Below are 21,823 nucleotides of genomic sequence, written 5' to 3'. Positions count from 1 at the left end.
CGGTTCGGTGCCGCGATCTTTCGGGTACGAGGGGGAACCGATGCGTCAACGCCGTCAGCTCGCGCTCGCAGTGACGTTCGCGGTCCTGGTCTCGGGGGCAACCATGGTCGGTGCCGCGAGTCCCGTGGGCGCCGGGAGCTCGGGAGGCGGGGGCACGCTGCGCTACGGCCTCGAAGCCGAAGCCGACGGGCTGAACCCCACGGCCAACCGCTTCGTGGCCCCCGGCTTCGTGATGGCCAACGCGGTGTACGACCCTCTGTTCCGGCTCGGGACCGACCGGAAGTTCCACCCGTGGTTGGCCGAGTCGGCCACACCGAACGCCGACTTCACCGCGTGGGACATCAAGCTCCGCCCGAACATCAAGTTCCACGACGGCACTCCGCTGACCTCCGAGGCGATCAAGGCCAACCTCGAGGCTGAGCTCGCCGACCCCCTCATCGGCCTCGCCATCAACGACTTCTTCGATCCTGACAACCCCGTTGAGATCGTCGACGACCTCACCGCGCGCCTCCACATGGCAGGCCCCAATGCGCACATCGCGCAGTACTTCGTCGCGCAGATCGGCTACATCGCGTCCCCCACGTACATCGCGGCTGCGGAGGAGAACCCCGACCTCAACCAGGAGCCGGTTGGGACTGGACCATTCGTCTTCGAGAGCCGCACCCAGGACTCGACGACCACGTTCGTGCGCAACGACGACTACTGGCGCGGCGAGGTCAAGCTCGATGGGATCGAGTTCGTGATCCAGACCGATCCGGCGCGACGCGCCGACCAGCTCCTCGCGGACGAGCTCGACATGATGCACACGAGCGACTTCGGCACGATCAAGCTCCTCCGCGCCGAGGACGTTCAGACGATCGAGCAGGGAACGGCCGAAGACGGGTTCGCGCTCATCAACACCCAGCAGCCACCGTTCGACGACGTGCGTGCCCGGAAGGCGCTGGCGCTCGCCACGCCGAGGGAGAACTACCTCCAGATCATCGGCAAGGGGATTGCCGAGCCGGCCGACAGCATGTTCCACCCATCGCTGCCGTCTGCGAACCCGAAGGTCAAGCAGGAGGCCGACAAGCCGGCTGCCGCCAAAAGAGTCGCGGAGGAGTACTGCGCCGAAAGCCCGGACCAGTGTGAGGGCGACAAGATCAAGTTCACGTTCAAATACACGGGACCGAGCGCCGTGCTCGAGCTGACGGCTGACGTGCTCATCGACGGCTGGAAGTCGGCATTCGTCGTCGACCGCGCGCAGGAGCTCCAGGACGACTACGTCCTTCACGTGGCAACCGGTGACTACCAGGTGGTGGCGTGGCGCCAGTTCGGGGCCGAGGACCCAGACGGTGACTTCACGTGGATCGACTGCAGGAACGCGGGCGGGCCCGGTTCGCTGTCGATCACGTGGTCGCGCTACTGCAACGACGAGATCCAAGAGCTCGGCCTCGAGCAGCGGGCGTCCGACGATCCCGACCTCCAAGCCGAGAGCTGGCAGAGGATCAGCGCGTTGCTGAACGAAAACTACGTGTACATCTTCCTGAGCCATACGATCTGGCAGGTCGCGGCCAGTGACAACGTGAAGAACCCCGTGTTCACGAAGCAGGCAGATGGCAAGGGAAAGAGCGTGCTCGGCAACGGAATCCACTCCCTCTGGCAGATCTCGCTGAAGGGCTGAACGCCTCGCGCGCAGCCGAGGGCGAAGGCGAGCGACGATGCGCTACCTGATCCGGCGGGCCGGGCATCTCGTCGCGGTCATGTTCGCGGTCACGTTCCTGACCTTCCTCTCGATGAACTTGTTGGGCGATCCGCTCAAGGCGAACCTGGGGCCCGCGTACGCCGACAAGGAAGTGCGGGAGCAGGCGCGCGAGGACCTGCACCTCGAAGGGTCGATCCCGAGCAGGTACGCCTCGTGGCTCGGCGATGCGATCCAGGGCGACTTCGGGCGGTCCTACAACACTGGCGAATCGGTCAGCGCCGTGATCGGCGAACGAATCCCCGTGTCGCTGATGTTGATGGCCTACGCGCAGATTCTTGCCTTGGTGCTCGCGATACCGATTGCAGTCATGAGTGCGTATCGCGCCGATCGGCTCTTCGATCGGGCGTCGACCGCCGTCTCCTTCGGGGCCATCGCCATGCCACCGTTCGCGCTCGGGGTGATCCTGCTGTACTTCCTCTCGGTCAAGAACGACATCTTCCCGGCCCGATATCTCGACGGTTCGTTTCTCGATCGTCTCTACTCCATGTTCCTTCCCGCCTTCAGCATCGCGTTGCCACTCGGAGCGGTGTACATGCGGGTGCTGCGCAACGACATGATCCGCACGCTCCAGGAAGAGTTCATCGTGTTCGCCCGGAGCAAGGGCCTGTCGACGTGGCGCATCCTCGTGCGCCATGCGTTGCGACCATCGTCCTTCTCGCTGGTCACCGTGCTCGCGATCCAGGTTGGCGCGCTGCTCGGGGGTGCGCTCGTCGCGGAGACGATCTTCTCGCTCCCGGGCCTCGGCTTCCAGATCGTTCGGTCGGTGCTCCAACACGATTACGTCGTCGTGCAGTCGATCGTCGTGGTCCTTGCCCTGATCTACGTCCTGGTGAACTTCCTCGTCGATGCGCTCTATGCCGTGCTCGACCCGCGAGTCCGTGGCGCGCGCTCCCGCTGACCGGGCCGCTCGGCGACGGCTGGGCGTTCCGTTCTGGATCGCAGTCGGGTGGGTGGTGTTGATCGTCGCGCTCGCGGTGTTGGCGCCGATCCTGCCGCTTGCCGACCCAAACGAGGTCTTCAACGGGGATCTGAGCCAAGGGCTGTTCTCCGGGCACAACCTTCTCGGCACGGACGACGCAGGTCGGGATCTGCTCTCGCGAACGATCTGGGGGTCGCGCGTCTCGTTGCTCGTCGGCTTCGCGTCGATCACGCTCGGCCTCCTCGTCGGCGGCCTCACCGGTATCGTCGCGGGCTACCGCCGCGGGTGGTTCGATCGCATCGCCTCGGCCGTCTATGACGTCGAGCTCGCGTTCCCGGCCGTCGTGCTCGCCGTCCTGCTGTTGACCTTCCTCGGCAAGGAGCTTCAGTGGGTGCTGCTTGTCATCGGTGTCCTCGCGATCGCCCCGATCGGACGGCTGGCACGTGCCAACACGATTGCGTTCGCCAACCGGGAGTTCGTGATCGCGGCCAAGGGTCTCGGCGCAACCGAAGCCCGTACCCTCTGGCGCGAGATCCTGCCGAACGTGATCACGGCGCTGACCGGTCTCGCGCTGCTCGGCGCCGCGTTGGCCATCGTCGCTGAAGGCGGACTCGCATACCTCGGGTTGAGCGTGGGGGGCGACACGATCACCTGGGGCAAGCTGATCTCGACCGCCTCGTCGGGCACGACCCTGCGCGACACGCCGCTCATGGCGTTCGTGCCGATCACGGCGCTGTTGCTCACGATCTTCGCGATCAACTTCATCGGGGATCGGCTCCGCGCACACTTCCAGGTGCGGGAGGTGTTCGGCGCGTCGTAGGTGCGACGCCGCGAATCCGGCCGGAGGCTTCGTCCGGCAGCACCGGGACCGAGATGCCCTGCTCCCGGCCGAGCTGTACCGCGCGCGTGATGGCCGACGCGCCGAAGCGATGGCGCACCTCGTCGAGCGTCGTGTCGAATGCATTTCCACTTTGACGATCGAACGGAAGCGGGAGCTGCACGGCGTCGTCGTCAAGATTGCCGACCGCGATGCCCACGAGCGTCAGCCCTTGCTCGTCGATCATCGGCTGAGCAGCCGCCAGCAGACCCCGCACGGCCTCGAGAATCGTCACCGTGTGGGCCGTCGCCCGATCGAGCGTGTGTGATCGCGTGGCGCGTGTGAAGTCGTCGAATCGGAGGCGAAGGGTGATGGTGCGACCCACCCGGTCGGCCGCCCGCATGCGCTGGGTCACCCGATCAACGAGCTCGACGACCGCGGCGTCGACGGCGCCGGGGGCCTTGAATGATCGGCCGAGCGCGCGTTGCGCTCCGATCGACTTGCGGCGGCGACCCACCTGCACGGGCCGGGGATCGCGGTTGTGCGCGAGTGCGTACATTTGCCGACCCGACGCCCGGCCGAGCCACGCGACCAGGGCGTCCTCGGAGAGCTGCGCAACCTCGCCGACCGTCGTGATGGCGCGGTCTCGTAGCTTCTGTGCGGTGATGGGCCCGACCCCCCAGAGTCGCTCGACTGGAAGCGGGTGGAGGAACGCCAGCTCAGCGTCGGGGGAGACGACGAGAAGACCGTCGGGCTTGGCAACACCGCTCGCGACCTTCGCGAGGAACTTCGTGCGCGCGACTCCCACTGTGATCGGCAGCCCGACCTCCTCCAGCACGTCGCGCCGCAGCTGTTGCGCGATCTCCACAGGGGTGCCGGAGACACGCCGCAGCCCTCCGACGTCGAGGAACGCTTCGTCGATCGAGAGCCCTTCGACGAGCGGCGTGGTGTGCTCGAAGACATCGAACACTGCCCGGCTCGCGTCGGCATACACCCACATCCGCGGATCAACCACGACCGCGTGCGGGCAGAGTCGGAGTGCCTGGCGGCAGTTCATCGGCGTGCGCACGCCGCACGCCTTCGCCTCGTAGCTCGCCGCGAGCACGACGCCAGAGCCGACGAGGACCGGCCGGCCCCTCAGGCGGGGATCGTCACGTTGCTCGACCGACGCGTAGAACGAGTCGAGGTCGGCGTGCAGGATCGTCGCCCCATCGGACACGAACACATGTTCGCACACCGCGGGACCGCACCGGCGACGCTCCTAGTCGCGGCGGCGGGGGAGCTCGAACCAGGTCGTCGTGCGGTAGAGATCGGTATCGGAGCCCCATCGGCGCGCGAGTGCGTGCACGAGCCGGCGACCCGTGCGGCGCTCGAACGCGGCGGCCTTGGGATCCATGATGAGGCCCGGATCGTCGCTCACCTCGACGCGGACGACGCCGTCGGCTTGCTCGATCAGCAGTGTCACCTGGCTCGACTGTTGACGTACCGCGTCGGCGACGATCTCCGAGGTGAGCAGGTTGGCGTCCTCCCGGACGTCGCCACGGTCCCAGTGCGTCAACACCCGGTTGACGAACCGCCGGGCCTTCTGGGCGGCCGCGGTTGATGCCTCGTAGCGCTGCTGGGCTCGTCTCATCGTGGGAGAGGTACCCCAAGATGGGGCAGTCCAACCCCCTGTGCTCTGGCGCCAGACACAGAGGAGCGAGTTGAGTGTGAGCGCCGAGATGGGTACGACAGGCCATGACAGCGCTCGAAGAGAGGTCGCGGCATGAGGAGATTGTCATTTCGACCGGCGGTCACGTTCCGGGGGCGCACGTTCAAGGGCTTGCGCGGCTGGGCCGGCAAGCCGCTGCATCCACCGCTCACCGACATCCCGGTGGGTGCCTACATGATCGTTGCGGGGCTCGACGTGATCTCCCAGGTGGCACAAGACGAGGAGTGGGCGCGCGACTTCTTCCGCGCTGCCACGTTCGTCTTGATCGCGGGCGCGTCGGTTTCGCTGTTGACCGCGCTCACCGGTTTCTGGGACTGGCTACGGTCCACCCAGCCGGGCACGCAGGTGCGGCGCGAGGCGAATGCACACGCCGTGACGATGACCACCGTCACCGTGTTGGTCTTGACGAACATCGGGTTGCGCACCCTGGCATACGGCGGTGACTCGCACAGTGGGGCCGTCGTCGTTGCGCTCTCGATCGTCGCGGCCGTGCTCACGGTGCTCGGCGGGACCATCGGCGGTTCGCTCGTCTACGGCTACGGGTTCAACGTGGAGACCGCGGGGGACCACCCGGCGTATCACGAGTCCGAACGTGACGTGCTGCCCGGGGAGGAAAAGTGACGGCCTGCCGCGGAGCCCGCGGCTAGGAAACAGTCGTGGTCAGTGTTCACCGGTTTCACCAGATCTCCGAAGTCGACCATCGGATCCTCAACCCGCTGTCGCTCGAGCAGCTGTTGTTGCTCGGCGACATCTGCAAGCTGCAGCCCGCGCAGCGCCACTTGGATCTCGCGTCGGGCAAAGGCGAGATGCTCTGTCAGTACGCCCATCGTCATGGCACGACGGGTCTCGGCATCGATGTGTTCCCGCCGTACACGTCGATGGCGAACGCGCGCGCGGTCGAGCTCGGCGTCGATCACCTCGTGCACTTCATCGAGGGCGACGCGGCGCTCCACGAAGCCGAACCCGGCTCGTTCGACGTGGTCAGCTGCATCGGCGCGACCTGGATCGGAGGGGGGCTCAGCGGCACGCTCGAGCTGATGCGTGCACCGCTGCACGCCACGGGATGGCTGCTCGTCGGCGAGGCGTACTGGAATGATCAGCCACCCGACGCGGCCAAGGCGGCCTTGCACCTCGGCGACGAGTTCACCGACCTCAGCGGGAACCTCGGCCGCTTCGAGGACGCCGGTCTCGACCTGGTCGAGATGGTGCTGGCGACCCCCGAGACCTGGGACCGCTATGCCACGAGCCAGTGGCTGAACGTGTCGACCTGGCTCGACGAGCACGCCGACGACCCGGATGCCGACGACGTCCGGGCCATCCGGGACGACGCGCGGCGGAGCTATCTCCGCTACGGCCGCCGGTACCTCGGTTGGGGGGTGTTCGTGCTTCGCCCGATGCGCCGCGCGGCTTCCCTTGACATGTGACCTATTAGTCACATATCATCACGCGGTGTGGACGCGGTGTTCAAGGCCCTTGCCGATCCGACCCGACGCGAGCTGCTCGACGAGCTGTTCCGGCAGGACGGGCAGACGTTGGGTGCGCTCGTGACGCGCTTCGAGATGAGTCGCTTCGGTGTGATGAAGCACCTGAAGCAGCTCGAGGAAGCCGGCCTCGTGGTCACTCGGCGGCGGGGGCGCGAGAAGCTCCACTTCTTGAACCCGGTCCCGATCCGGCTTGTCCACGACCGGTGGGTGAGCAAGTACGCGGAGCCTTGGGCCGCAGCGCTCAGCGGCCTCAAGCAACGACTGGAGTAGCCATGGAAAAGGTGTTCGAGATCTTCATCAAGACCACGCCGGAGCGCCTCTGGGCGGCCATCACCGACCCCGAGCAGCGGTCCAAGTACAACTTCGGTGCGCGGATCGAGACGGACTGGAAAGCCGGGTCGCGCTTCGAGATGACCAGCCCCGGCGGACTGCTCGGGAACGGGGAAGTGCTCGAAGCCGATCCTCCGCTCCGGCTGGTGCACACGATGGCCGCGCTGTGGGACGACGACGTGAAGGCGGAAGGCTCGTCACGGGTCACGTGGGAGATCGAGCCGATCGCCGACTCGTGTCGATTGATCGTCCTCCACGACCAGTTGCGCGACGGCGCCAACGAGCAGCTCTTCGGCGGTTGGCCGATGATCCTCTCGGGCTTGAAGACGTGGCTCGAGACCGGGGAGCTGCTGACCACGCCCGGCTCGCTCATGTACAGCTGAACCAGGCACTCGTGGTGGGTCCGGCGTCCCCTTGGATCGGGGATGCCGGACCCATTCAGTTTCGGTGCAGAGACGGCAGCACGTACCAGAGCGTTGCCGCCGTGAGCGAAGCGATCCCGCCGAAGGCCAGTCCGAGCGCGGTGTCGTCGAACACGAAGCGAACGACCACGAAGATGGCCCCGCCGATCGCGAGAGCGAGGAGCGCCATCCCCAGGATGACGATGCGAATCGCGAAGTCCAACCGCTCGGCCCGGTCCTGGCGGCGGGCCACTCGGTGGTACGCCGCCGGCGTCATGAACAAGATGGTCGCCAATGCGGCGCAGAAGACCACCCCTGCGTACGTGTTTCGCCCGACATCATCGAGGCGGTGGAACTTCGTGGCGAAGGGGACCGTGAGGAGGAACGCGAGGAGGACCTGAGCCCCGGGCATGACCGTTCGGAGCTCTTCGAGCAGCTCCCGGTACCGCTCGCGTTGCTCCTCACGGTTCGGCGCCTTCTGACTCATGCAGGGGTTCTACCCGGGATCGCACTCGGGATCACCCAATGTGCGTCAGGAGCGCGATCACCTCGTCGACCGCGGCGTCGGCCCACATCAGGATGGTGTCGTCGGGTGTGCCGCCGAGTGGGTGCGGGAAGACCGCGATCCGCGCCTCGGGCAGACCGAAGCCAGCCGCCACCTGGCGGGTCAGGTCGACGAACCCCGTCGTGGTCGCGACCACCGTTGGGACACCCAGGTCCTCGAGCTGGATCGTGTCGTGGACGCTCCACGACGTGCAGCTCCCGCAGTCGGCGGAGCCGGTGAGCGCAACGTCGCACTCCGCGGCGAGCCGTTCCATCACGGCCTCGGTGCATGGCGTTGCCGCGTTGCCGCCCGGTCCCTTGTCGGTCACGAGCGAGAGCGTGGCGCCCGTGCGCGCGGCGAGCTGCTCGCCCACACGGGTGAGCAGCAGCCCTGCGTTCGGCTTCCCGTTGTCGAGCACTCCGATACGGATGCCGGTCAAGACGTTGGGTGAAGTCGCGAGCGAGACGGGTGCCGGGCCAACCGCCCCGTCGGGCGCGTAGACGGCGGGCACCTCAGCCCTCCACCGGCAAGGTGACCGAGGTGGTCATGCCCCAACTCGGCACGATGCAGCTGTGCTTGCCCGGACCACCCGTGACCACGACCCGGATGTTGTCGGGATGACCCGTCATCGGCAAGAGGTCGTGGTCGGGCACCGACTCCATCCAGGGCATCCACGCGCGGCTCTCGAAATGGGCGCGGAACTCGCCTGCCGGACGACGAGCGCGTTGGTAGAGGTACAGCGCGACGTCCTTTCGGCTCCAGCCTGCGGCGGCAATCGTCGCGGCGTGCTCGGGGCCCAGCAGCACGAAGTACTCGCCGTGGGCGATCGGCGCGTTGTTCTGACCGAACGAGGTCATCGCAGTCGCGCACTTGTCCAGGATGGGGCCCGGCGTGCCACTCTCCATGTCGTGCACGTTGTGTGGGTTCTCGCCGCAATGGATCGTGATCGCAGACTCCGTGTCGACACCGCGAGCGCGCGGGTACGCCTCCCACGGGCTCGCCGGCAGGTTCTCGGCGATGCAGTACGAGAACTTCGATGGTTGGCCGTGCTGGGCGGCGTCGCCGTCACCGGGTCGTGCGCCAGCCACGTGCAGGAGGACGAGACGCACGGCGCGTCCGACGGTGGCGTTCGCGCGAGTGCCCGGACCGAACACGCCGATGCCGGCATTGAACCGGCAACGGTCGACCGCCTCGCCGTGCACGATCAGCAGCGGCGCCACCGGGTGGGTGGTCGCGTTCACGCCTCGCAGGTTGAGCTCCGGACGGGCAAGCGCGCGCACCGCGGTGACGAGCACGGGCATCACGTCGGGCCGGCAGCCGGCGAGCACCGCGTTGATCGCGACCAGTCGCCGCGTCGCCTGTCCGAACCTCGGGGGGAGCACCCCGAGAACCTCGTCAGGATCGCCGGTGGTCTGGGCGAGCATCGCCTCGACCCGCTCGGGAGTGGGGGGAACGAGCGGAAGGCCATCGCCCCAGCCGCGCGCCTCGTAGAGCTCGAGCAGCGCGTCGGGTGAGGCCTCGGGCAGCTCGAGCAGCTCGGGCTCAGGACTGCGGGTGCCGGCGCCGGTTCCGAATGTTATCGACATATCGAGAAGATCACTCTAGTATCTCGATATCGCGGGGTCCAGGGTCCACCAGGCCCGCCCGAATCCCGGAGGGATGGAGATGGCCCAAAGCTCGGCGCCCACGGCGCGCGTGCTGCGCGTGCTCGAAGCGCTGCGTCTCCACGCCCACGAGGGTCTGCGCTACGCCGAGCTCGCGCAGGCCGCCGACGTGAGCCAGGCCACGTGCCACGCCATCCTCGCCACGCTGACCGATGCGGGGTACGTGGTGCGCGACCCGTCGTCGAAGACGTACTCCCTCGGACCGGCGCTGCTCGGTCTCGGCGACGCGGCCGCGCGCTCGTTCCCCGAGATCCGACTCGCCCGCGCCGAGCTCGACGCGCTCGCGACCGAGACGGGCTTGCGATGCCATGTTGCGAAGGTCGTGGACGATGCGATCACCGTGGTTGCCGTAGCCGGCGCGGCCGCGGCCGAGGATCCGATCCGTCCGGGCACGCGCGTGCCGTTCGTGCCGCCGTTCGGTGCGATTCATGTGGCGTGGTCGAGCGTGCACGACATCGAGCAGTGGATCCGCCACGCGCCAAGCCGTGTGTTCGCCGCTGCTCGGCTCCGTGAGGTGGTCGAAGACCATCGCCGCACACGGTGCGCGGTTGCGCCATACACGCCCGCGTCAGCCCGACTGCGCGAGCTGCTGGGCGAGCTCGCCTCCGACGGGGTGCCCGATCACGTGCGCGCCCGCACGGTCGAGCTGCTTAGCGCCATCGATCGACTCGACTACACGAGCGACGATCTGCACACCGACGAACCGCTGTCGGTCAACACGATCACCGCAGCGGTGTTCGACCACCACGCCAAGGTCGCTTTTGCGGTGGGGCTCCATGTCGCAGAGCCAGCGCTCGCCGCCTCGGCCGTCGAACGGCTCTCGCACGCGCTCGTTGGCGCGGCCGATCGGATGACCGATGCGATCGGCGGCCGTATTCCGAACATGTCGCACTCCGTCCTTGAACCTGAACCCGTGGGGAGTTGAGATGACCAGCACCGACACCAGCCAGTCAACGATCGCGATCCGGCTGCCGACGACCCGCCCGCCCGACACCGAAGGTGCACCGGCGTTCACGTTGGATGCGCCGATCGCGGGCAAGGTCGTTGGCTTGCGGACCGACCTTGCCTGGCGGTCCTGGAAGCTCATCGCCAGCAAGTGGGCCGAGAAGATCCACGCCGCCGGCGCGACGACGCTGGAGATCGAGACCGGTGCGCAGGTCGGCAAGGAAGGTCACGACGACCGCGTGACCGTGAACGAGTGGTCGGAGCAGGTCGACTTCGGCATCGTCGGTCTGGGGACGTGTGGATCGTGCACATCGTTCAGCGTGTACGACGCGGTCACCCTCGAGGACCACGAGAAGCCGTCGCTGGTCGTTGTGTGCTCGGAGTTCGAGACCCACGCGCGCAACATGGCGCGGTTCATCGGGCACTCCAACCTGAAGGTGCTCGTGCTGCCGTACCCGCTCGAGGCACTGCCGGAGGACGAGCTGCTCCAGATCGCCGAGGAGTACTACCCGCAAGCGCTCGACCTCTTGGGGGTGCAGGCATGACGCAGGTGCTCACGAGCGAGCAAGTCGAGGTCGCGGCCGATGGAGCGGCCCTCTACGAGCTGTCGCTCGAGGGCCGCTGGGGGGATGGCGTGCCGCTCCTCGCGGCCACCGACGATCGGGTGCTCGCATTGCTCGCGGCCACGCCCTACGAGGCCGACCATGTGATCGGCGCGCTCCCGCCGCAATACGGGCTCGCCACCGTGGAGCTCGCGGCGGTGAACGCGGCGATGGCCGGGTGCGAGCCAGCCGCCTTCCCCCACGTGCTCGCGGCGTTGGAAGCGATCCTCACGCCGGAGTGGAACGCGTTCGGGCTCACGACGACGACGTCCAGCGTGTTCCCGATGCTGATCGTGAACGGTCCCGCGCGTGACGACCTTCAGATCGACTACCGCGCCGGATGCATGGGCGGCGCTGGTGGTCGGGGTTCGATGACCATCGGTCGGTCGCTGGCGTTGTGTCTGCGCAATATCGGCGGGCAGCGCGCGGGAGAGACCTCGCGGTGCGTGTTCGGGCAGCCCGCTCGGTTCGGGATGTGCTTCGGCGAGTGGGAGGAGCGTTCGCCGTGGCCGTCGCTCGCGCGCCGGCGAGGGTTCCGCGCTGACCAGAACGTCGTGACCGCCCACGGGGGCAAGGGAACCTTCCCGATGGCCGACATCAACAACGACGATCCCCGCGACCTGCTGTACCTGATCGCCAAGAGCCTCGCCTACCCATTGAGCAACATGTTCCTCGGCGGGACGGGGGTGAACGGGGAAGTGATCGTCGCGTTCAACCCGATCTGGGCTGACCGGTTCGCGGTCCCGTTCCCAGCGATGGAGTCGGTTCAGGAGTTCCTCTGGGAGCACGCGTGGCAGCCGATCGAGCTCTGGCCCGAGGGCAACCAGAAGATCCTGCGGGCCAAGGAGCGCGTGGACGATCAGGGTCGCGTGCACTTGGTGCGCCGACCCGATCAGATCGTGCCGATCGTGTGCGGAGGTCTCGGAAGCTTGCACACGATCGCGCTCCCGAGCTTCGGTGAGAGTCAGATGCAGAGCGCGGCCGTGGTCACCGGGACATCCGCGTGAAGGTCGACGACGTCGAGGCTGCGGTCGAGGAGATGGGCGCGCTGCTGCGTTTGGACGGTGCCGATCTCCAGATGGTCGGCGCCGACCCCAAGACCGCCCGCATCGAGGTCGCGCTCGACATGTCCGGCGTCGAGTGCGAGGACTGCGTGATGCCGCCCGAGATGCTCGAGCAGATGATCAACGACGCGGTGGCTCGCCGAGTGCAGGGAGAGTTCGAGCTGGTGCTGCGCGACCCCCGCCGGGCCTGAGGCTCAGGCCACCGCCTGGCGTTGGGTGGTGTCCACGTCAGCGCGTTCGACCATCGGCGCGTCGGCGCCGGACGTCCGATAGCGCGCCCAGGCGAAGATCGCGACGGCACCGACCGTCACCACCGTCGCCACTGCAGCAGGTGCCACCGCCCAGACCGTGCCGATCGCAACTGCGAGCTGCACTGCGATCACGACTTGGCGCACCGGCTCGCCCGCGGCGTCGAAGCGACGGTGGAACGAGTGGAGCGCGGGGAGCGTGCGCACGGGCGCACCGAGCAGCACCGCGAGGCCGCGGGCCAGTCCGAACACCGCGCCGATCCCGAGGGCAGCCCACGGGCTGGCGCTCAGCGCCGCGAGCACGATGATCAGCGGGACCGCCGCCGTCATGATGTAGGTCGCGAAGCCGACTCCGATCTGCCAGCCGAACCCGCTGCCGTACAACCACGCGCGGTACGTCGACAGCCAGTACTCGTTCACCTGGCGCCGGAAGAACGGGGGTCCGAAACCGAGGATTCGTGCGTCCACTGCGGCGCCCGCGAACGCACACGCCGCGACGATGCCGAGGGCGGTGGATTGCCCGAGGTCCGTGGCCGCGACGACGGCGGCGAAGCCCGCAACCAGACCGCCGAGTGTCAAGCCGCCGACGACAGCTCCGCCGATGAACCAACACGCCGTTCGGCCAAATCGCTGGCGTCGACCGGCTTCGGCGATCGGGGTGATCTGCGACAACATCGACTGTCCGCACGGCGACCAGGTGGATCGGGCGGCCGCGGCGATGGCGATGACGACGCCGAGCAACGCGATGGTCTCGTTCATTCTCACTACCTCAGAAGCCGTCGGACCCGCTCAGCGTATTCGAGGAGAAGCGCTCGATCGCTTTTTTGGCAATCGCACGTCGGCGACGATCGGGCGGTGGTCACTGACATCCGCCATCGGCAGGACGGATGCCGACTCGATCACGAAGCCGTCGACGGCGATGTAGTCGAGCTGCACGGTGGGTTGCTCGGCGGGATACGCGGGGCCGGTGATGGCAACCTCGAAGCCGGCATCGGTGATCATCGGCACGGCCCGCTTCGGTTGCAGGTTGAGGTCGCCGATGAGCACCCGCGGCGTCGGGAGCTCCTTGAGCCAAGCGAGCACGGCCCGCAGCTGGTCGGGTGCTTCGTTGGGCAGGTGGCGCAGTCGCTTCGGGTGGTGCTGAAGGTGCGTGACGCCGACGGAGACCGCGGTGCCTTGCACCTCGACCACCGCCAAGATCGCCGCGCGCGGCTGCTGCGTCCCGGTGCCCGGAAGCAAGCGAACCTCGGACTCCTTGATGAGGCCGCGTGTGATCAACGCATTGCCGTATTGACCTCGGATCACGCGCCGACGGGTCGGCCCGAAGATGTGGTCACAGCCCAACCCGCGGGCGACGAACGCGGCCTGATCCGCAAAGCCCGAGCGTCGTTTGTGGCGGTGGACTTCCTCGAGTCCGAGGATGTCGGCATCGAGCGCCACGCACGCGTCCACGAGAGGGGGTAGACCGGCTCGAGGGGTCAGCCGCGCGCCGCGGATGTTGAAGCTGGCGATGCGCACAGAGTCCTCCCTAGCATGCGCGCGCTCGAGGGGCTCAGCGCTGGAGGTAGTCGTCGATCACGCGGTGCATGTGCAGCACGTTGGACTCTTGGCGGGGGTTGAGCCGCAGACCGGCAAACCCGCGTGCCTTCATGCCGGTCTGCACCTCGCTCATGTTGGCGTAGTCCTGATTCGTGATCAGACCCCAATCGCGGTCGTGCCAGTCGTCGAACACGCGCTGCTCAGGCATCTGCCACGGTTCGCCTGAGCGCGGCCACTCGAGCACCCAGGTGTCCTTGATCGCGCTGTCGGGGTCGAGCCCGTTCGGTCGGACGCGGAACAGGATCGCGCTCCCGGGATACACCGGGCCGACGACGTTCGGGAACCAGTGGACGTCGTCGGCGCTCGTCATCTGCTCCACGTCGAAGCCCGACACGTCGAAGCCGCGTGACCGAAGCAACTCCATGCGGCGTTCCTGATACCGCGCCAGCAGCTCTCCCTGCGGCAGGTCCGCAGCTCTCAACTCCTTCACGGCCGCGCGCTCGTCGGCGAGGAACGCGCCGCCGAGACCCTCCACCATCCCGGCGAGGATCTGTCCCTCGTCCCATTCGTCGTCGGGAAGGCCAAGCCTCGGGCTCGGTCGCAGCACGCGCCGCGCGTTCGGGAGTCGTCCGTAGTGCGAGTGCTTCCCGAGCTGCTCGTACTCGATGGTCGTGTCGTCGGTCCACGGAAGGATCTGGGCGTGCGTGCCCTGCACGTGATACGCCTCGTTGAACGCGTCGACGACGACCTTCCAGTTGGCCGGCAAGACCGTGGTCAGATACGAGCGCAGGCGCATGTCATCCATGCGGTACGGCGCGAGCAACGCGGGGAGCGGATCGAGGAAGTCGAGCAGCGGTTCCGCGTCGGGATCCAGGCTCACGAACACGAACCCGCCCCACCGATCGACGCGCACCTCGGGCAGGCGGAGACCTTCGGGCATCGGAGGGAACTCCTCGCGGTCAACGACACGTGTGAGGTGCCCGTCGAGCGAATAGCACCACGCGTGGAAGCGGCACTGGATCGTGCCGTCCTCGAAGTGACCGTGACCTTCGGCGAGCCGCGTGCCCCGGTGCAAGCAGCAGTTGTACGAGGCGGAGACGGTGTCAGGTGTTGACCGAATGAGGAGGATCGACTGGTCGCCGATCACGTACTCCACGTAGTCGCCGACGTCGGCGAGCTCTTCGTCGCGACAGGCGACCTGCCAGACGCGCGACCACAGTCGCTCCATCTCAAGGTCGAGAAACTCGCGGGACGTGTAGCGCTCCTTCGGGATGAACCCGTCGTCGCGCACGTACATGTATGCAATGTAGCGTCCATGTCCAACATGGAGTTCAACCTCGCCGATCTCTTCGAGTCGGTCGTGGACACAGTCCCTGACCGCAAGGCGTTGGTGTGCGGCGAACACCGCTTCACATATCGCGAGCTCGACGAACGCTCGAACCAGGTGGCGCACGGTCTTGTCGCGCTCGGTGTCGGACCCGGCGATCACGTTGGGTGCTATCTGCACAACTCCATCGAGTACGTCGAGGCGATGTTCGGCTGCTACAAGATCCGTGCGGTGCCGGTGAACGTGAACTACCGGTATGTCGCCGGCGAGCTCGGACTTGTCCTCCGCGACGCGGATCTCGTGGTGCTCTGCTACGACCGCGCTCTCGGTGGCGAGGTGGCCGCCGCGGTCCACCCTGACCGTCTGCGGTGGTTTGTGGAAGTCGACGACAGCACCGACGCCGTTGCACCCGTCGTCGACAAGCACTCGTTCGACGAGGTGCGCGCCGGCGGATCGGTGGAACGCGACTTCTCGCCTCGCTCCGGCGACGACCTCTACGTCCTCTACACCGGGGGAACGACCGGCCTGCCGAAGGGCGTGGTGTGGCGCCAGGAGGACATCTTCTTCGCGGCAGTCGGTGGCGGGAACCCGGGTGGGCCCCCGATCGCAGAGCCGGAGGAGCTTCGTGATCGCATCCTCGAGAACCCGAATCAACGCCTCGCGCCGTTCCTCGCGCCGGCGGACCCAGGACCGGGCGAGTTCGTCACGATGTCACTCGGACCGCTCGTGCACGCGAGCGGACAATGGGGTGCGTTCGGCACGCTCCTCGGCGGCGGCCGGCTCGTGCTCTATCCCGAACGCCACATGGACATGGTGCGAGTGCTCGACCTCGTCGAACGTGAGCGCATCGGGATGCTCACCCTCGTGGGCGACGCGAGCGCCCGACCACTGCTCGACGCGCTCGACGCCGACTCGGGCGCGCACGACACGTCGTCGCTGCTTCTGCTCGGTTCGGGTGGGAGCATCCTGTCGGGTGACGTGAAGGACCGTTTGCTGGCCGCATTGCCGAGCGTGCAAGCGATCCTCGAAGCGATCGGCTCATCGGAGTCACCGGCACAGGCCGTCGCCCTCGCGACGCGAGAAGGCCCGGCGTCGGCGTCACTCACGTTCGCGCCGAAGCCGGAGACGATGGTGGTCGATGACTCGCTCATGCCGATCGCGCCTGGTTCGGGTCAGGCTGGGTGCCTCGCGACGACCGGCCGCGTCCCGCTCCGCTACCACAACGACGTCGAACGCAGCGCGCGCACGTTCGTGGAGATCGACGGCCGGCGCTGGGCGCTGCCGGGCGACATGGCGACTGTCGATGCCGACGGCACGATCCACCTGCTCGGGCGTGGATCGATGTGCATCAACACGGGTGGGGAGAAGGTCTACCCCGAAGAGGTCGAAGCGGTGCTGAAGGTGCACCCGAAGGTCGCCGACGCGGTGGTCGTTGGCGTGCGCGACGAGCGCTGGGGTGAGCGTGTCGTCGCGGTCGTCGCCCCACTCGCGCCGAGTGACGTGCCCGGGCTCGACGACATCGACGCGCACTGTCGCGGTCACCTCGCCGGGTACAAGGTGCCGCGCGAGCTCTGCGTCGTCGACGAGGTGCAGCGCACGCCCGCGGGCAAACCCGACTACCGCTGGGCCAAGGAAGTAGCGGTCAGACGACCTTGAGGGTGGCGCGCTCGGCGGGGTCGGTGATCCGGCCTTCGTACTTCTCGAGCCAGGCTTCGAACTCGCCGGCCGGGAGCGCCGGGCTCAGGTAGAAGCCTTGGGCACGGTGACACCCCTGGGCGGCGAGGGTTTGCCATACGTCCTCGTGCTCCACACCTTCGGCGACAACCTGGAGTCCGAGGTTGCGGGCGAGCTCGATCGTCGAGCGGACGATGGTCGCGTCATCGGCGTCGTCGATCATCCCCAGCACGAATGACTTGTCGATCTTGATCTCCGTCACCGGGAGGCGCTTCAGGTATGCCAGCGACGAGTACCCGGTACCGAAGTCGTCGATGGAGAGGTGCACGCCCCGCATACTGAGCTGTGACAGTGCGGCGACCGGTCTCGTCGGGTCGGCCATCATCGTGCTCTCGGTGATCTCGAGCGTGAGGTTGCCGGGCGCGACACCGAATCGACGCAGCAGACGGTCCACGTCGTGCACGAACCGCTCGTCGTACAGGTTCCGTACCGACACGTTGACGGCGACCCGTAGGTCGAGGCCGGCGTCTTCCCAGGCCCGGCATTGGCGCAACGCCTCGGTGAGCACGGCGAGGGTGAGCGGGCCGATGAGACCGGTCGGTTCGGCGAGCGGGATGAAGTCGTCGGGCGGGAGGAGACCGTGCTCCTCGTGCTGCCAACGCACGAGGGCTTCGACGCCGAGCACGCGGCCAGTCGCGAGGTCGGCCTTGGGCTGGTAGTGCAGCACGAGGTGGTGCGCCTCGATCGCATGGCGCAGCTCCGACAGCAGTGTGAGCCGGCGCGCGTCGTGGCGGTCGCGCTCCGGCTCGTACGGCTCGTAGCCGCCTCGTTGTTCCTTCGCCGCGTACATGGCGACGTCGGCCTTGCGGATGAGGCTGCCCACGTCGTCGCCGTGCTCGGGGTAGAGGGCTGCGCCGATGCTCGCGCCGATCTCGAAGGTCAGGTCGCCGAGCTCGAAGGGCGCTTCCAGCGCGGTGTGGATCGAGCTGGCGACGGCCCGTGGGGTTTCCGATCCGTGTACGCGGGCGAGCACGGCGAACTCGTCCCCGCCGAGTCGCGCAACCATGTCGTCGGTGCGGATCGCACCGCGGAGCCGGCGGCCGATGTCCTGGAGCAGCTGGTCGCCGATCTGGTGACCGAGGGTGTCATTGACCTCCTTGAAGTGGTCGAGGTCGATGATCAGCACCGCGAGCGCTCGCTCGGGGTGCTCGGCGACCGCTTGCGTCACGCGCTCACGGAAGTACGCGCGGTTGGGCAAGTCGGTCAGCGGGTCGTGCGCAGCTTGATGCTCCTTCTCCATCGAGACCTGCGCGCTGTGGTACGCGGCGCCGATGGGCGCGAGCAGCAGCGGCACGAGGAGCGGGTCCTGGGTCGCCACGACCACGACGATGGGGGAGAGTGAGAAGAGCACCGTCGATGACCATGCGTAGAAGCCGATGTGGTGCCGCAGGTTGCGCAACACCGGAAGATCCTGGGCGAGCGCGACGGCAGCACCGATGAGGAACGAGTTGACGAGGAAGAACGCGATTGCACTGAGGATGATGAAGGGGAGCGAGCTCCCGGCGAAGTCGGCCGCGTGCTCGAAGTCACCTGCTCGTGTCTCCGACACAGTGAACACGAGCGCCGCCACGGCCCACGAGATCGTGTACTGCGACACGTTGAACGCGGCCTTCCACCACACCTTGCGTCCGATCACATCCGAGGTGATCGAGGCCAATGCTTGTGACACGAGCGCGGCGGCAGGGCCGAACATGAGGAGCACCGCGAAGACGAACGTCGTCGACGTCGTCACGTCTTGCTTCTCGTTGCGGAACGTCACCGTGACCGGGAACAGCTCACCGATCACGATGATCGCGGTGAGCATGGCGTAGGTGCCGAGCTCGGTGTCGGCGAGGCCTCGGTTGGCGATGAGGACGCCGATCAGGGTGGCGATGCCCGCGACGACGACACCTCCGACGTAGAGCACGAGGTTGCGGTCGTTCCGCCGCTTCGCCACGCCGTTCCTCCCATGACCGGAGCGCGCCCGGGGTTGGCCCGCTGGAGGTTTCGGCGCGCTCCCCGCCCTCCTGAAGGGAGGACCTGGGCAAGCCGCCCCCATGAATCGGACAAAGCGGACAGAACCTCAAGCGGGGGGTTCGGAGTGCCGATTCCGGCGGAGACGCACCTCCGTCTCCGGGAGTCGACCGACATGCTCCTCGCAGCGCTCGCGGTGCTGGTGATCGCGACGGTCCCGCTCGCGGGCGGGCGGCTGAGCCGGCTCGCCGACCTCAGGCTGCGCGCCGTGTGGGCGCTGGCGCTCGCACTCGTGGTGCAGGTCCTCATCATCTCGGTCCTGCCGAGCGGCGACGTCGATCTGCACCGCGTCCTCCACCTGGCGACCTACGTGGCGGTCCTGGTGTGGGTCGTGCTGAACCACGGCCTGCTCTGGCGCTGGCCGATCGTCATCGGTGGCGCGCTGAACTTCGTGGTGATCGTCGCCAACGACGGCGTGATGCCGGCGTCACGGGCGGCCCGGGTCGCGGCTGGCCTCGTCGGACGGCAGGGATTCGAGAACTCGGCGGCCGTCGCCCACCCGAATCTGGGCTTCCTGGGTGACGTGTTCGCCATCCCGGCGGACCTGCCGTTGGCCAACGTCTTCAGCGTCGGGGACGCCCTCCTCGTCCTGGGCATCTTTCTGGTGGTCCACCGGCAGTGCGAGTCCTACCTGGCGTACCGGCTCGCCCGCCTCGGGGACGGCGTGCGCGGCCATCGGCGCCGGACCGTGCCCACCCAGCGTGGCGACGCCATGGCGGTGAGCTGAGGGGAACGGACGAGGGCCCCGAGCCCAAGGGGCCCGGGGCACCTCAGTGTCCGATCAGTGCCACTTCCGCCCGGCGCCAAGAGCGGCGACGAGCGCGATGAGGCTGGTCAGCGCGATGCTGAGCCTCACAAGACGGGCCTTCATGGGGTACCCCTCTCATTGACCACCCGGGCGGGGGTCCCTGATGTTCTCGGTTGCCACGGTGCGTGACTTGAGTGGTCACTCCGCGTGGTCCGGGACCCCAGGGCCGGGGCGGCCTACCCTCGGCAGCGTGGCTGAGGAGCGGCGGTTGGCCCAGGCCTTCGCGGCTATCGATGCGGCCAATGGCGCCGACCCGGCCCGGATCATGGTGCGGGGCGAGGAGCGACCCAAGGAGCTGGCCCACGCCGAGCTCGTGACGGAGTGGGTGCGGCGCCTCGAGCCAGAAGCGGGGGAGGCGCTCCTGCTGGCGGCCCGGGCCCATCACCTCCGGCGGTGGACCATCCCGAGGGCCACGTACCCGGAGGGGCGCTCCGGCTACCTGCGCTGGCGCAAGGCCCTCCACGAGCAGCACGCCAAGGAGGTGGCCGAGATCCTCGTGGGGGTGGGCTACGACGACGCGCCGATCGCCCGTGTCCAGGACCTCGTACGCAAGCGCCGACTGGGCAAGGACGACGAGGTCCAGGTGCTCGAGGACGCGCTGTGTCTGGTGTTCGCCGAGACCCAGCTTCACGACCTCGCGCAGCGCGTCGAGCCAGAGAAGATGGTGGACGTGATCCGCAAGACGCTCGTCAAGATGAGCCCCCGCGCGATCGATCTCACGAAGGAGCTGGACCTCTCGGAGGAGTCCCGCGCTCTCCTCGCCCGCGCGCTAGCTCCCGAGTAACACCTCGACGTTGCCGCCGTACAGGTTCGGCTGGTCGGCTGGGTCGCAGCGCTGCTGCTCGTAGTCCTGGAGGATGGTCGCGGTGCCCTCGGAGTGCGGGTAGTCGCTGCACGCCATGAAGAGGTCGCCTGACTGGTGCATCAGCTTGTGCGGCTGTTCGTACGAGAAGGCGGCCACGCGCACCTGACGGCGGAAGTACTCGCTTGGCTCCATCGAGAGCGGCGCGATGGTCTTGCCGTTGAGCTTCGACACGAAGCGGATCGAGCCGTCGAGCATCATCAAGTACAGCGGCACCCAGATCGCGGAGAGCTCGACCACGCCGAGGCGAAGGTCGGCGTGCCTCTCCAGCGTCCCGTTCACGATGAGGTCCGTGATGGCCAGCGCGACGGGCGTGTAGAGGAACACCGACTCGACCACGTTGACGAGGCCGATCTCTTCGTCGTCGGTGTACCAGGCGTCGTCGAAGATGCGGGGCTGGTCGGCCACGTGGAAGCACGGGGTCACGCCGTGCTCGACGAATGCGGACCACATGCGGTCGTGGTCTGGGTGCGAGAGCGGCTTCCCGTCGACGAGCGCGGGGGCGATCATCGCGAGCTGCACGCCACCAGCCGCGAGGTCGCGCAGCTGTGCGTCGAGCCAATCCGGGTCCCGGAGCGTCAGGTGGGCGACGGGGTGCAGCGCGCCGTCGCCCTCGGTCACGACGGTCGAGCACCACCGGTTCCAGGCTCCCATGTTCGCTTTCAGCGCCTGCAGCGATCCCGAGAGACGCCGCTCCCAGAGAAGTCCGAAGTTCGGGAACAGCATCGCTTGGTCGATGCCCATCTCCTGGATGCGCTCGAGGCGCGCCGTGGGGTCCCAGTAGTCGGGTGGGAGCGCTTCGTCGTACGCGTAGTCGGGCGGCTCCCCGGCGAGGCGACGATTGCGGCGCTCGCCCAGCACCTCGGTCTCCCCGGGAAGCTGCACGTCGGCCATCCCCAGGCGCTTGCCGCGCCAGTTGATCCACGGGTAACCGAGCTCGTCATCGTCGATGCTGAGCGCCTCGTCTCGTAACGCCGGGTCGCAGTGGTCGCGCCACAGCGTGCGTGACTCGTACAGGTGCTGGTCGCAGTCGATGATGGCCGTCATCGTGTCTCCCTTCGCGCAGTGCC

Annotated in this window: 22 protein-coding genes and 1 pseudogene; 13 read left to right on the top strand and 10 right to left on the bottom strand. The window is 67.7% G+C overall.

Translation table 11 applies throughout. The annotated features are described in order from the left end of the window. Nucleotides 1-40 precede the first annotated feature (40 nt). The 3 genes from WEE69_11820 to WEE69_11810 are packed head-to-tail and all read left to right on the top strand — an operon-like array spanning nt 41 to nt 3,480. Nucleotides 41-1,660, top strand: a complete 1,620-nt coding sequence (locus WEE69_11820; protein ID MEX1145980.1) for an ABC transporter substrate-binding protein — start codon at nt 41-43, stop codon at nt 1,658-1,660. Between the two features lie 37 nt (nt 1,661-1,697). Beyond that, nucleotides 1,698-2,639, top strand: a complete 942-nt coding sequence (locus tag WEE69_11815; GenBank protein ID MEX1145979.1) for an ABC transporter permease — start codon at nt 1,698-1,700, stop codon at nt 2,637-2,639. Next, complete coding sequence (locus tag WEE69_11810; protein MEX1145978.1) at nt 2,620-3,480, top strand: ABC transporter permease; 861 nt, start codon at nt 2,620-2,622, stop codon at nt 3,478-3,480. The genes WEE69_11815 and WEE69_11810 overlap by 20 nt, the downstream gene beginning before the upstream one ends. Here WEE69_11810 and dinB read toward each other — a convergent pair. Both dinB and WEE69_11800 read right to left on the bottom strand, forming a co-directional pair. Further along, nucleotides 3,422-4,702 carry a DNA polymerase IV gene (gene dinB, locus WEE69_11805; GenBank protein MEX1145977.1) on the bottom strand — a complete coding sequence of 427 codons (1,281 nt, stop codon included), beginning with the start codon at nt 4,700-4,702 and terminating at the stop codon, nt 3,422-3,424. The genes WEE69_11810 and dinB overlap by 59 nt on opposite strands. 36 nt (nt 4,703-4,738) lie before the next feature. Continuing rightward, on the bottom strand, nt 4,739-5,110 hold the full coding sequence (locus WEE69_11800) for an ATP-binding protein (protein ID MEX1145976.1): 372 nt from the start codon (nt 5,108-5,110) through the stop codon (nt 4,739-4,741). Nucleotides 5,111-5,242: 132 nt separating this feature from the next. Here WEE69_11800 and WEE69_11795 point away from each other — a divergent pair, with 132 nt between their 5' ends. The 3 genes and pseudogenes from WEE69_11795 (at nt 5,243) to WEE69_11785 (ending at nt 7,385) form a co-directional block, all read left to right on the top strand. Then, nucleotides 5,243-5,809, top strand: coding sequence for a DUF2231 domain-containing protein (locus tag WEE69_11795; GenBank protein MEX1145975.1), 567 nt, complete (start codon nt 5,243-5,245; stop codon nt 5,807-5,809). A gap of 35 nt (nt 5,810-5,844) precedes the next feature. Beyond that, nucleotides 5,845-6,612 (top strand): class I SAM-dependent methyltransferase, encoded by a 768-nt coding sequence (locus WEE69_11790; GenBank protein MEX1145974.1) that lies wholly within the window; start codon nt 5,845-5,847, stop codon nt 6,610-6,612. A gap of 27 nt (nt 6,613-6,639) precedes the next feature. Continuing rightward, nucleotides 6,640-7,385 (top strand): annotated as a pseudogene (locus WEE69_11785) (metalloregulator ArsR/SmtB family transcription factor). Nucleotides 7,386-7,440: 55 nt separating this feature from the next. Here WEE69_11785 and WEE69_11780 read toward each other — a convergent pair. Genes WEE69_11780 through WEE69_11770 form a run of 3 tightly spaced genes read right to left on the bottom strand, consistent with a single transcriptional unit; the run spans nt 7,441 to nt 9,533 of the window. Further along, a complete protein-coding gene (locus tag WEE69_11780) occupies nt 7,441-7,890 on the bottom strand; it encodes a DUF6328 family protein (protein ID MEX1145973.1) in 450 nt (149 codons plus the stop codon). Nucleotides 7,891-7,921: 31 nt separating this feature from the next. After that, nucleotides 7,922-8,458, bottom strand: coding sequence for a hypothetical protein (locus tag WEE69_11775; GenBank protein MEX1145972.1), 537 nt, complete (start codon nt 8,456-8,458; stop codon nt 7,922-7,924). A 1-nt stretch (nt 8,459) separates the two neighbouring features. Beyond that, nucleotides 8,460-9,533 (bottom strand): hypothetical protein, encoded by a 1,074-nt coding sequence (locus WEE69_11770; protein MEX1145971.1) that lies wholly within the window; start codon nt 9,531-9,533, stop codon nt 8,460-8,462. Between the two features lie 79 nt (nt 9,534-9,612). Between WEE69_11770 and WEE69_11765 the strand changes: the two genes are divergently transcribed. Genes WEE69_11765 through WEE69_11750 form a run of 4 tightly spaced genes read left to right on the top strand, consistent with a single transcriptional unit; the run spans nt 9,613 to nt 12,413 of the window. After that, nucleotides 9,613-10,536: a helix-turn-helix domain-containing protein gene (locus tag WEE69_11765; GenBank protein MEX1145970.1), complete on the top strand. Its 924-nt coding sequence runs from the start codon at nt 9,613-9,615 to the stop codon at nt 10,534-10,536. Nucleotide 10,537: 1 nt separating this feature from the next. After that, nucleotides 10,538-11,101 carry a hypothetical protein gene (locus tag WEE69_11760; protein MEX1145969.1) on the top strand — a complete coding sequence of 188 codons (564 nt, stop codon included), beginning with the start codon at nt 10,538-10,540 and terminating at the stop codon, nt 11,099-11,101. Beyond that, nucleotides 11,098-12,165 (top strand): hypothetical protein, encoded by a 1,068-nt coding sequence (locus WEE69_11755; GenBank protein ID MEX1145968.1) that lies wholly within the window; start codon nt 11,098-11,100, stop codon nt 12,163-12,165. The genes WEE69_11760 and WEE69_11755 overlap by 4 nt, the downstream gene beginning before the upstream one ends. After that, nucleotides 12,162-12,413: a hypothetical protein gene (locus WEE69_11750; protein ID MEX1145967.1), complete on the top strand. Its 252-nt coding sequence runs from the start codon at nt 12,162-12,164 to the stop codon at nt 12,411-12,413. Before WEE69_11755 ends, WEE69_11750 begins: the two co-directional genes overlap by 4 nt. A 3-nt stretch (nt 12,414-12,416) precedes the next feature. Here the strand turns inward: WEE69_11750 and WEE69_11745 are convergent, their stop codons facing one another. The 3 genes from WEE69_11745 to WEE69_11735 are packed head-to-tail and all read right to left on the bottom strand — an operon-like array spanning nt 12,417 to nt 15,306. Beyond that, on the bottom strand, nt 12,417-13,229 hold the full coding sequence (locus tag WEE69_11745) for a hypothetical protein (protein ID MEX1145966.1): 813 nt from the start codon (nt 13,227-13,229) through the stop codon (nt 12,417-12,419). 30 nt (nt 13,230-13,259) lie between these two features. Continuing rightward, a complete protein-coding gene (locus WEE69_11740; GenBank protein ID MEX1145965.1) occupies nt 13,260-13,988 on the bottom strand; it encodes an endonuclease/exonuclease/phosphatase family protein in 729 nt (242 codons plus the stop codon). Nucleotides 13,989-14,022: 34 nt separating this feature from the next. Then, nucleotides 14,023-15,306, bottom strand: coding sequence for an aromatic ring-hydroxylating dioxygenase subunit alpha (locus tag WEE69_11735; protein ID MEX1145964.1), 1,284 nt, complete (start codon nt 15,304-15,306; stop codon nt 14,023-14,025). A 27-nt stretch (nt 15,307-15,333) separates the two neighbouring features. Between WEE69_11735 and WEE69_11730 the strand changes: the two genes are divergently transcribed. Further along, nucleotides 15,334-16,992, top strand: a complete 1,659-nt coding sequence (locus WEE69_11730) for an acyl-CoA synthetase (GenBank protein ID MEX1145963.1) — start codon at nt 15,334-15,336, stop codon at nt 16,990-16,992. Here the strand turns inward: WEE69_11730 and WEE69_11725 are convergent. Beyond that, nucleotides 16,979-19,006, bottom strand: a complete 2,028-nt coding sequence (locus tag WEE69_11725) for an EAL domain-containing protein (GenBank protein ID MEX1145962.1) — start codon at nt 19,004-19,006, stop codon at nt 16,979-16,981. The genes WEE69_11730 and WEE69_11725 overlap by 14 nt on opposite strands. 144 nt (nt 19,007-19,150) lie before the next feature. On the opposite strand from WEE69_11725, the gene WEE69_11720 reads away from it, so the two are divergent. Both WEE69_11720 and WEE69_11715 read left to right on the top strand, forming a co-directional pair. Further along, a complete protein-coding gene (locus WEE69_11720; protein ID MEX1145961.1) occupies nt 19,151-19,810 on the top strand; it encodes a DUF5317 family protein in 660 nt (219 codons plus the stop codon). A gap of 271 nt (nt 19,811-20,081) precedes the next feature. Next, the gene (locus tag WEE69_11715) at nt 20,082-20,675 is read left to right on the top strand and encodes a DUF4202 domain-containing protein (GenBank protein ID MEX1145960.1); all 594 of its coding nucleotides are present in this window, start codon (nt 20,082-20,084) and stop codon (nt 20,673-20,675) included. Here the strand turns inward: WEE69_11715 and WEE69_11710 are convergent. After that, nucleotides 20,661-21,800, bottom strand: coding sequence for a hypothetical protein (locus tag WEE69_11710; GenBank protein ID MEX1145959.1), 1,140 nt, complete (start codon nt 21,798-21,800; stop codon nt 20,661-20,663). The two genes, WEE69_11715 and WEE69_11710, sit on opposite strands and share 15 nt — an antisense overlap. Nucleotides 21,801-21,823 lie beyond the last annotated feature (23 nt).

This window comes from Acidimicrobiia bacterium, from assembly GCA_040881685.1.
Lineage (GTDB): Bacteria > Actinomycetota > Acidimicrobiia > IMCC26256 > PALSA-555 > SHVJ01.
The sequence above is the reverse complement of the archived record's forward strand: the minus strand, read 5'-3'. Positions and strand labels throughout refer to the sequence as shown.

Coding starts and splice junctions, on each gene's coding strand:
- WEE69_11820 (MEX1145980.1), top strand. CDS start 41: ATGCGTCAACGCCGTCAGCTCGCGCTCGCAGTGACGTTCGCGGTCCTG.
- WEE69_11815 (MEX1145979.1), top strand. CDS start 1,698: ATGCGCTACCTGATCCGGCGGGCCGGGCATCTCGTCGCGGTCATGTTC.
- WEE69_11800 (MEX1145976.1), bottom strand. CDS start 5,110: ATGAGACGAGCCCAGCAGCGCTACGAGGCATCAACCGCGGCCGCCCAG.
- WEE69_11795 (MEX1145975.1), top strand. CDS start 5,243: ATGAGGAGATTGTCATTTCGACCGGCGGTCACGTTCCGGGGGCGCACG.
- WEE69_11780 (MEX1145973.1), bottom strand. CDS start 7,890: ATGAGTCAGAAGGCGCCGAACCGTGAGGAGCAACGCGAGCGGTACCGG.
- WEE69_11770 (MEX1145971.1), bottom strand. CDS start 9,533: ATGTCGATAACATTCGGAACCGGCGCCGGCACCCGCAGTCCTGAGCCC.
- WEE69_11765 (MEX1145970.1), top strand. CDS start 9,613: ATGGCCCAAAGCTCGGCGCCCACGGCGCGCGTGCTGCGCGTGCTCGAA.
- WEE69_11760 (MEX1145969.1), top strand. CDS start 10,538: ATGACCAGCACCGACACCAGCCAGTCAACGATCGCGATCCGGCTGCCG.
- WEE69_11755 (MEX1145968.1), top strand. CDS start 11,098: ATGACGCAGGTGCTCACGAGCGAGCAAGTCGAGGTCGCGGCCGATGGA.
- WEE69_11745 (MEX1145966.1), bottom strand. CDS start 13,229: ATGAACGAGACCATCGCGTTGCTCGGCGTCGTCATCGCCATCGCCGCG.
- WEE69_11735 (MEX1145964.1), bottom strand. CDS start 15,306: ATGTACGTGCGCGACGACGGGTTCATCCCGAAGGAGCGCTACACGTCC.
- WEE69_11730 (MEX1145963.1), top strand. CDS start 15,334: ATGGAGTTCAACCTCGCCGATCTCTTCGAGTCGGTCGTGGACACAGTC.
- WEE69_11710 (MEX1145959.1), bottom strand. CDS start 21,800: ATGACGGCCATCATCGACTGCGACCAGCACCTGTACGAGTCACGCACG.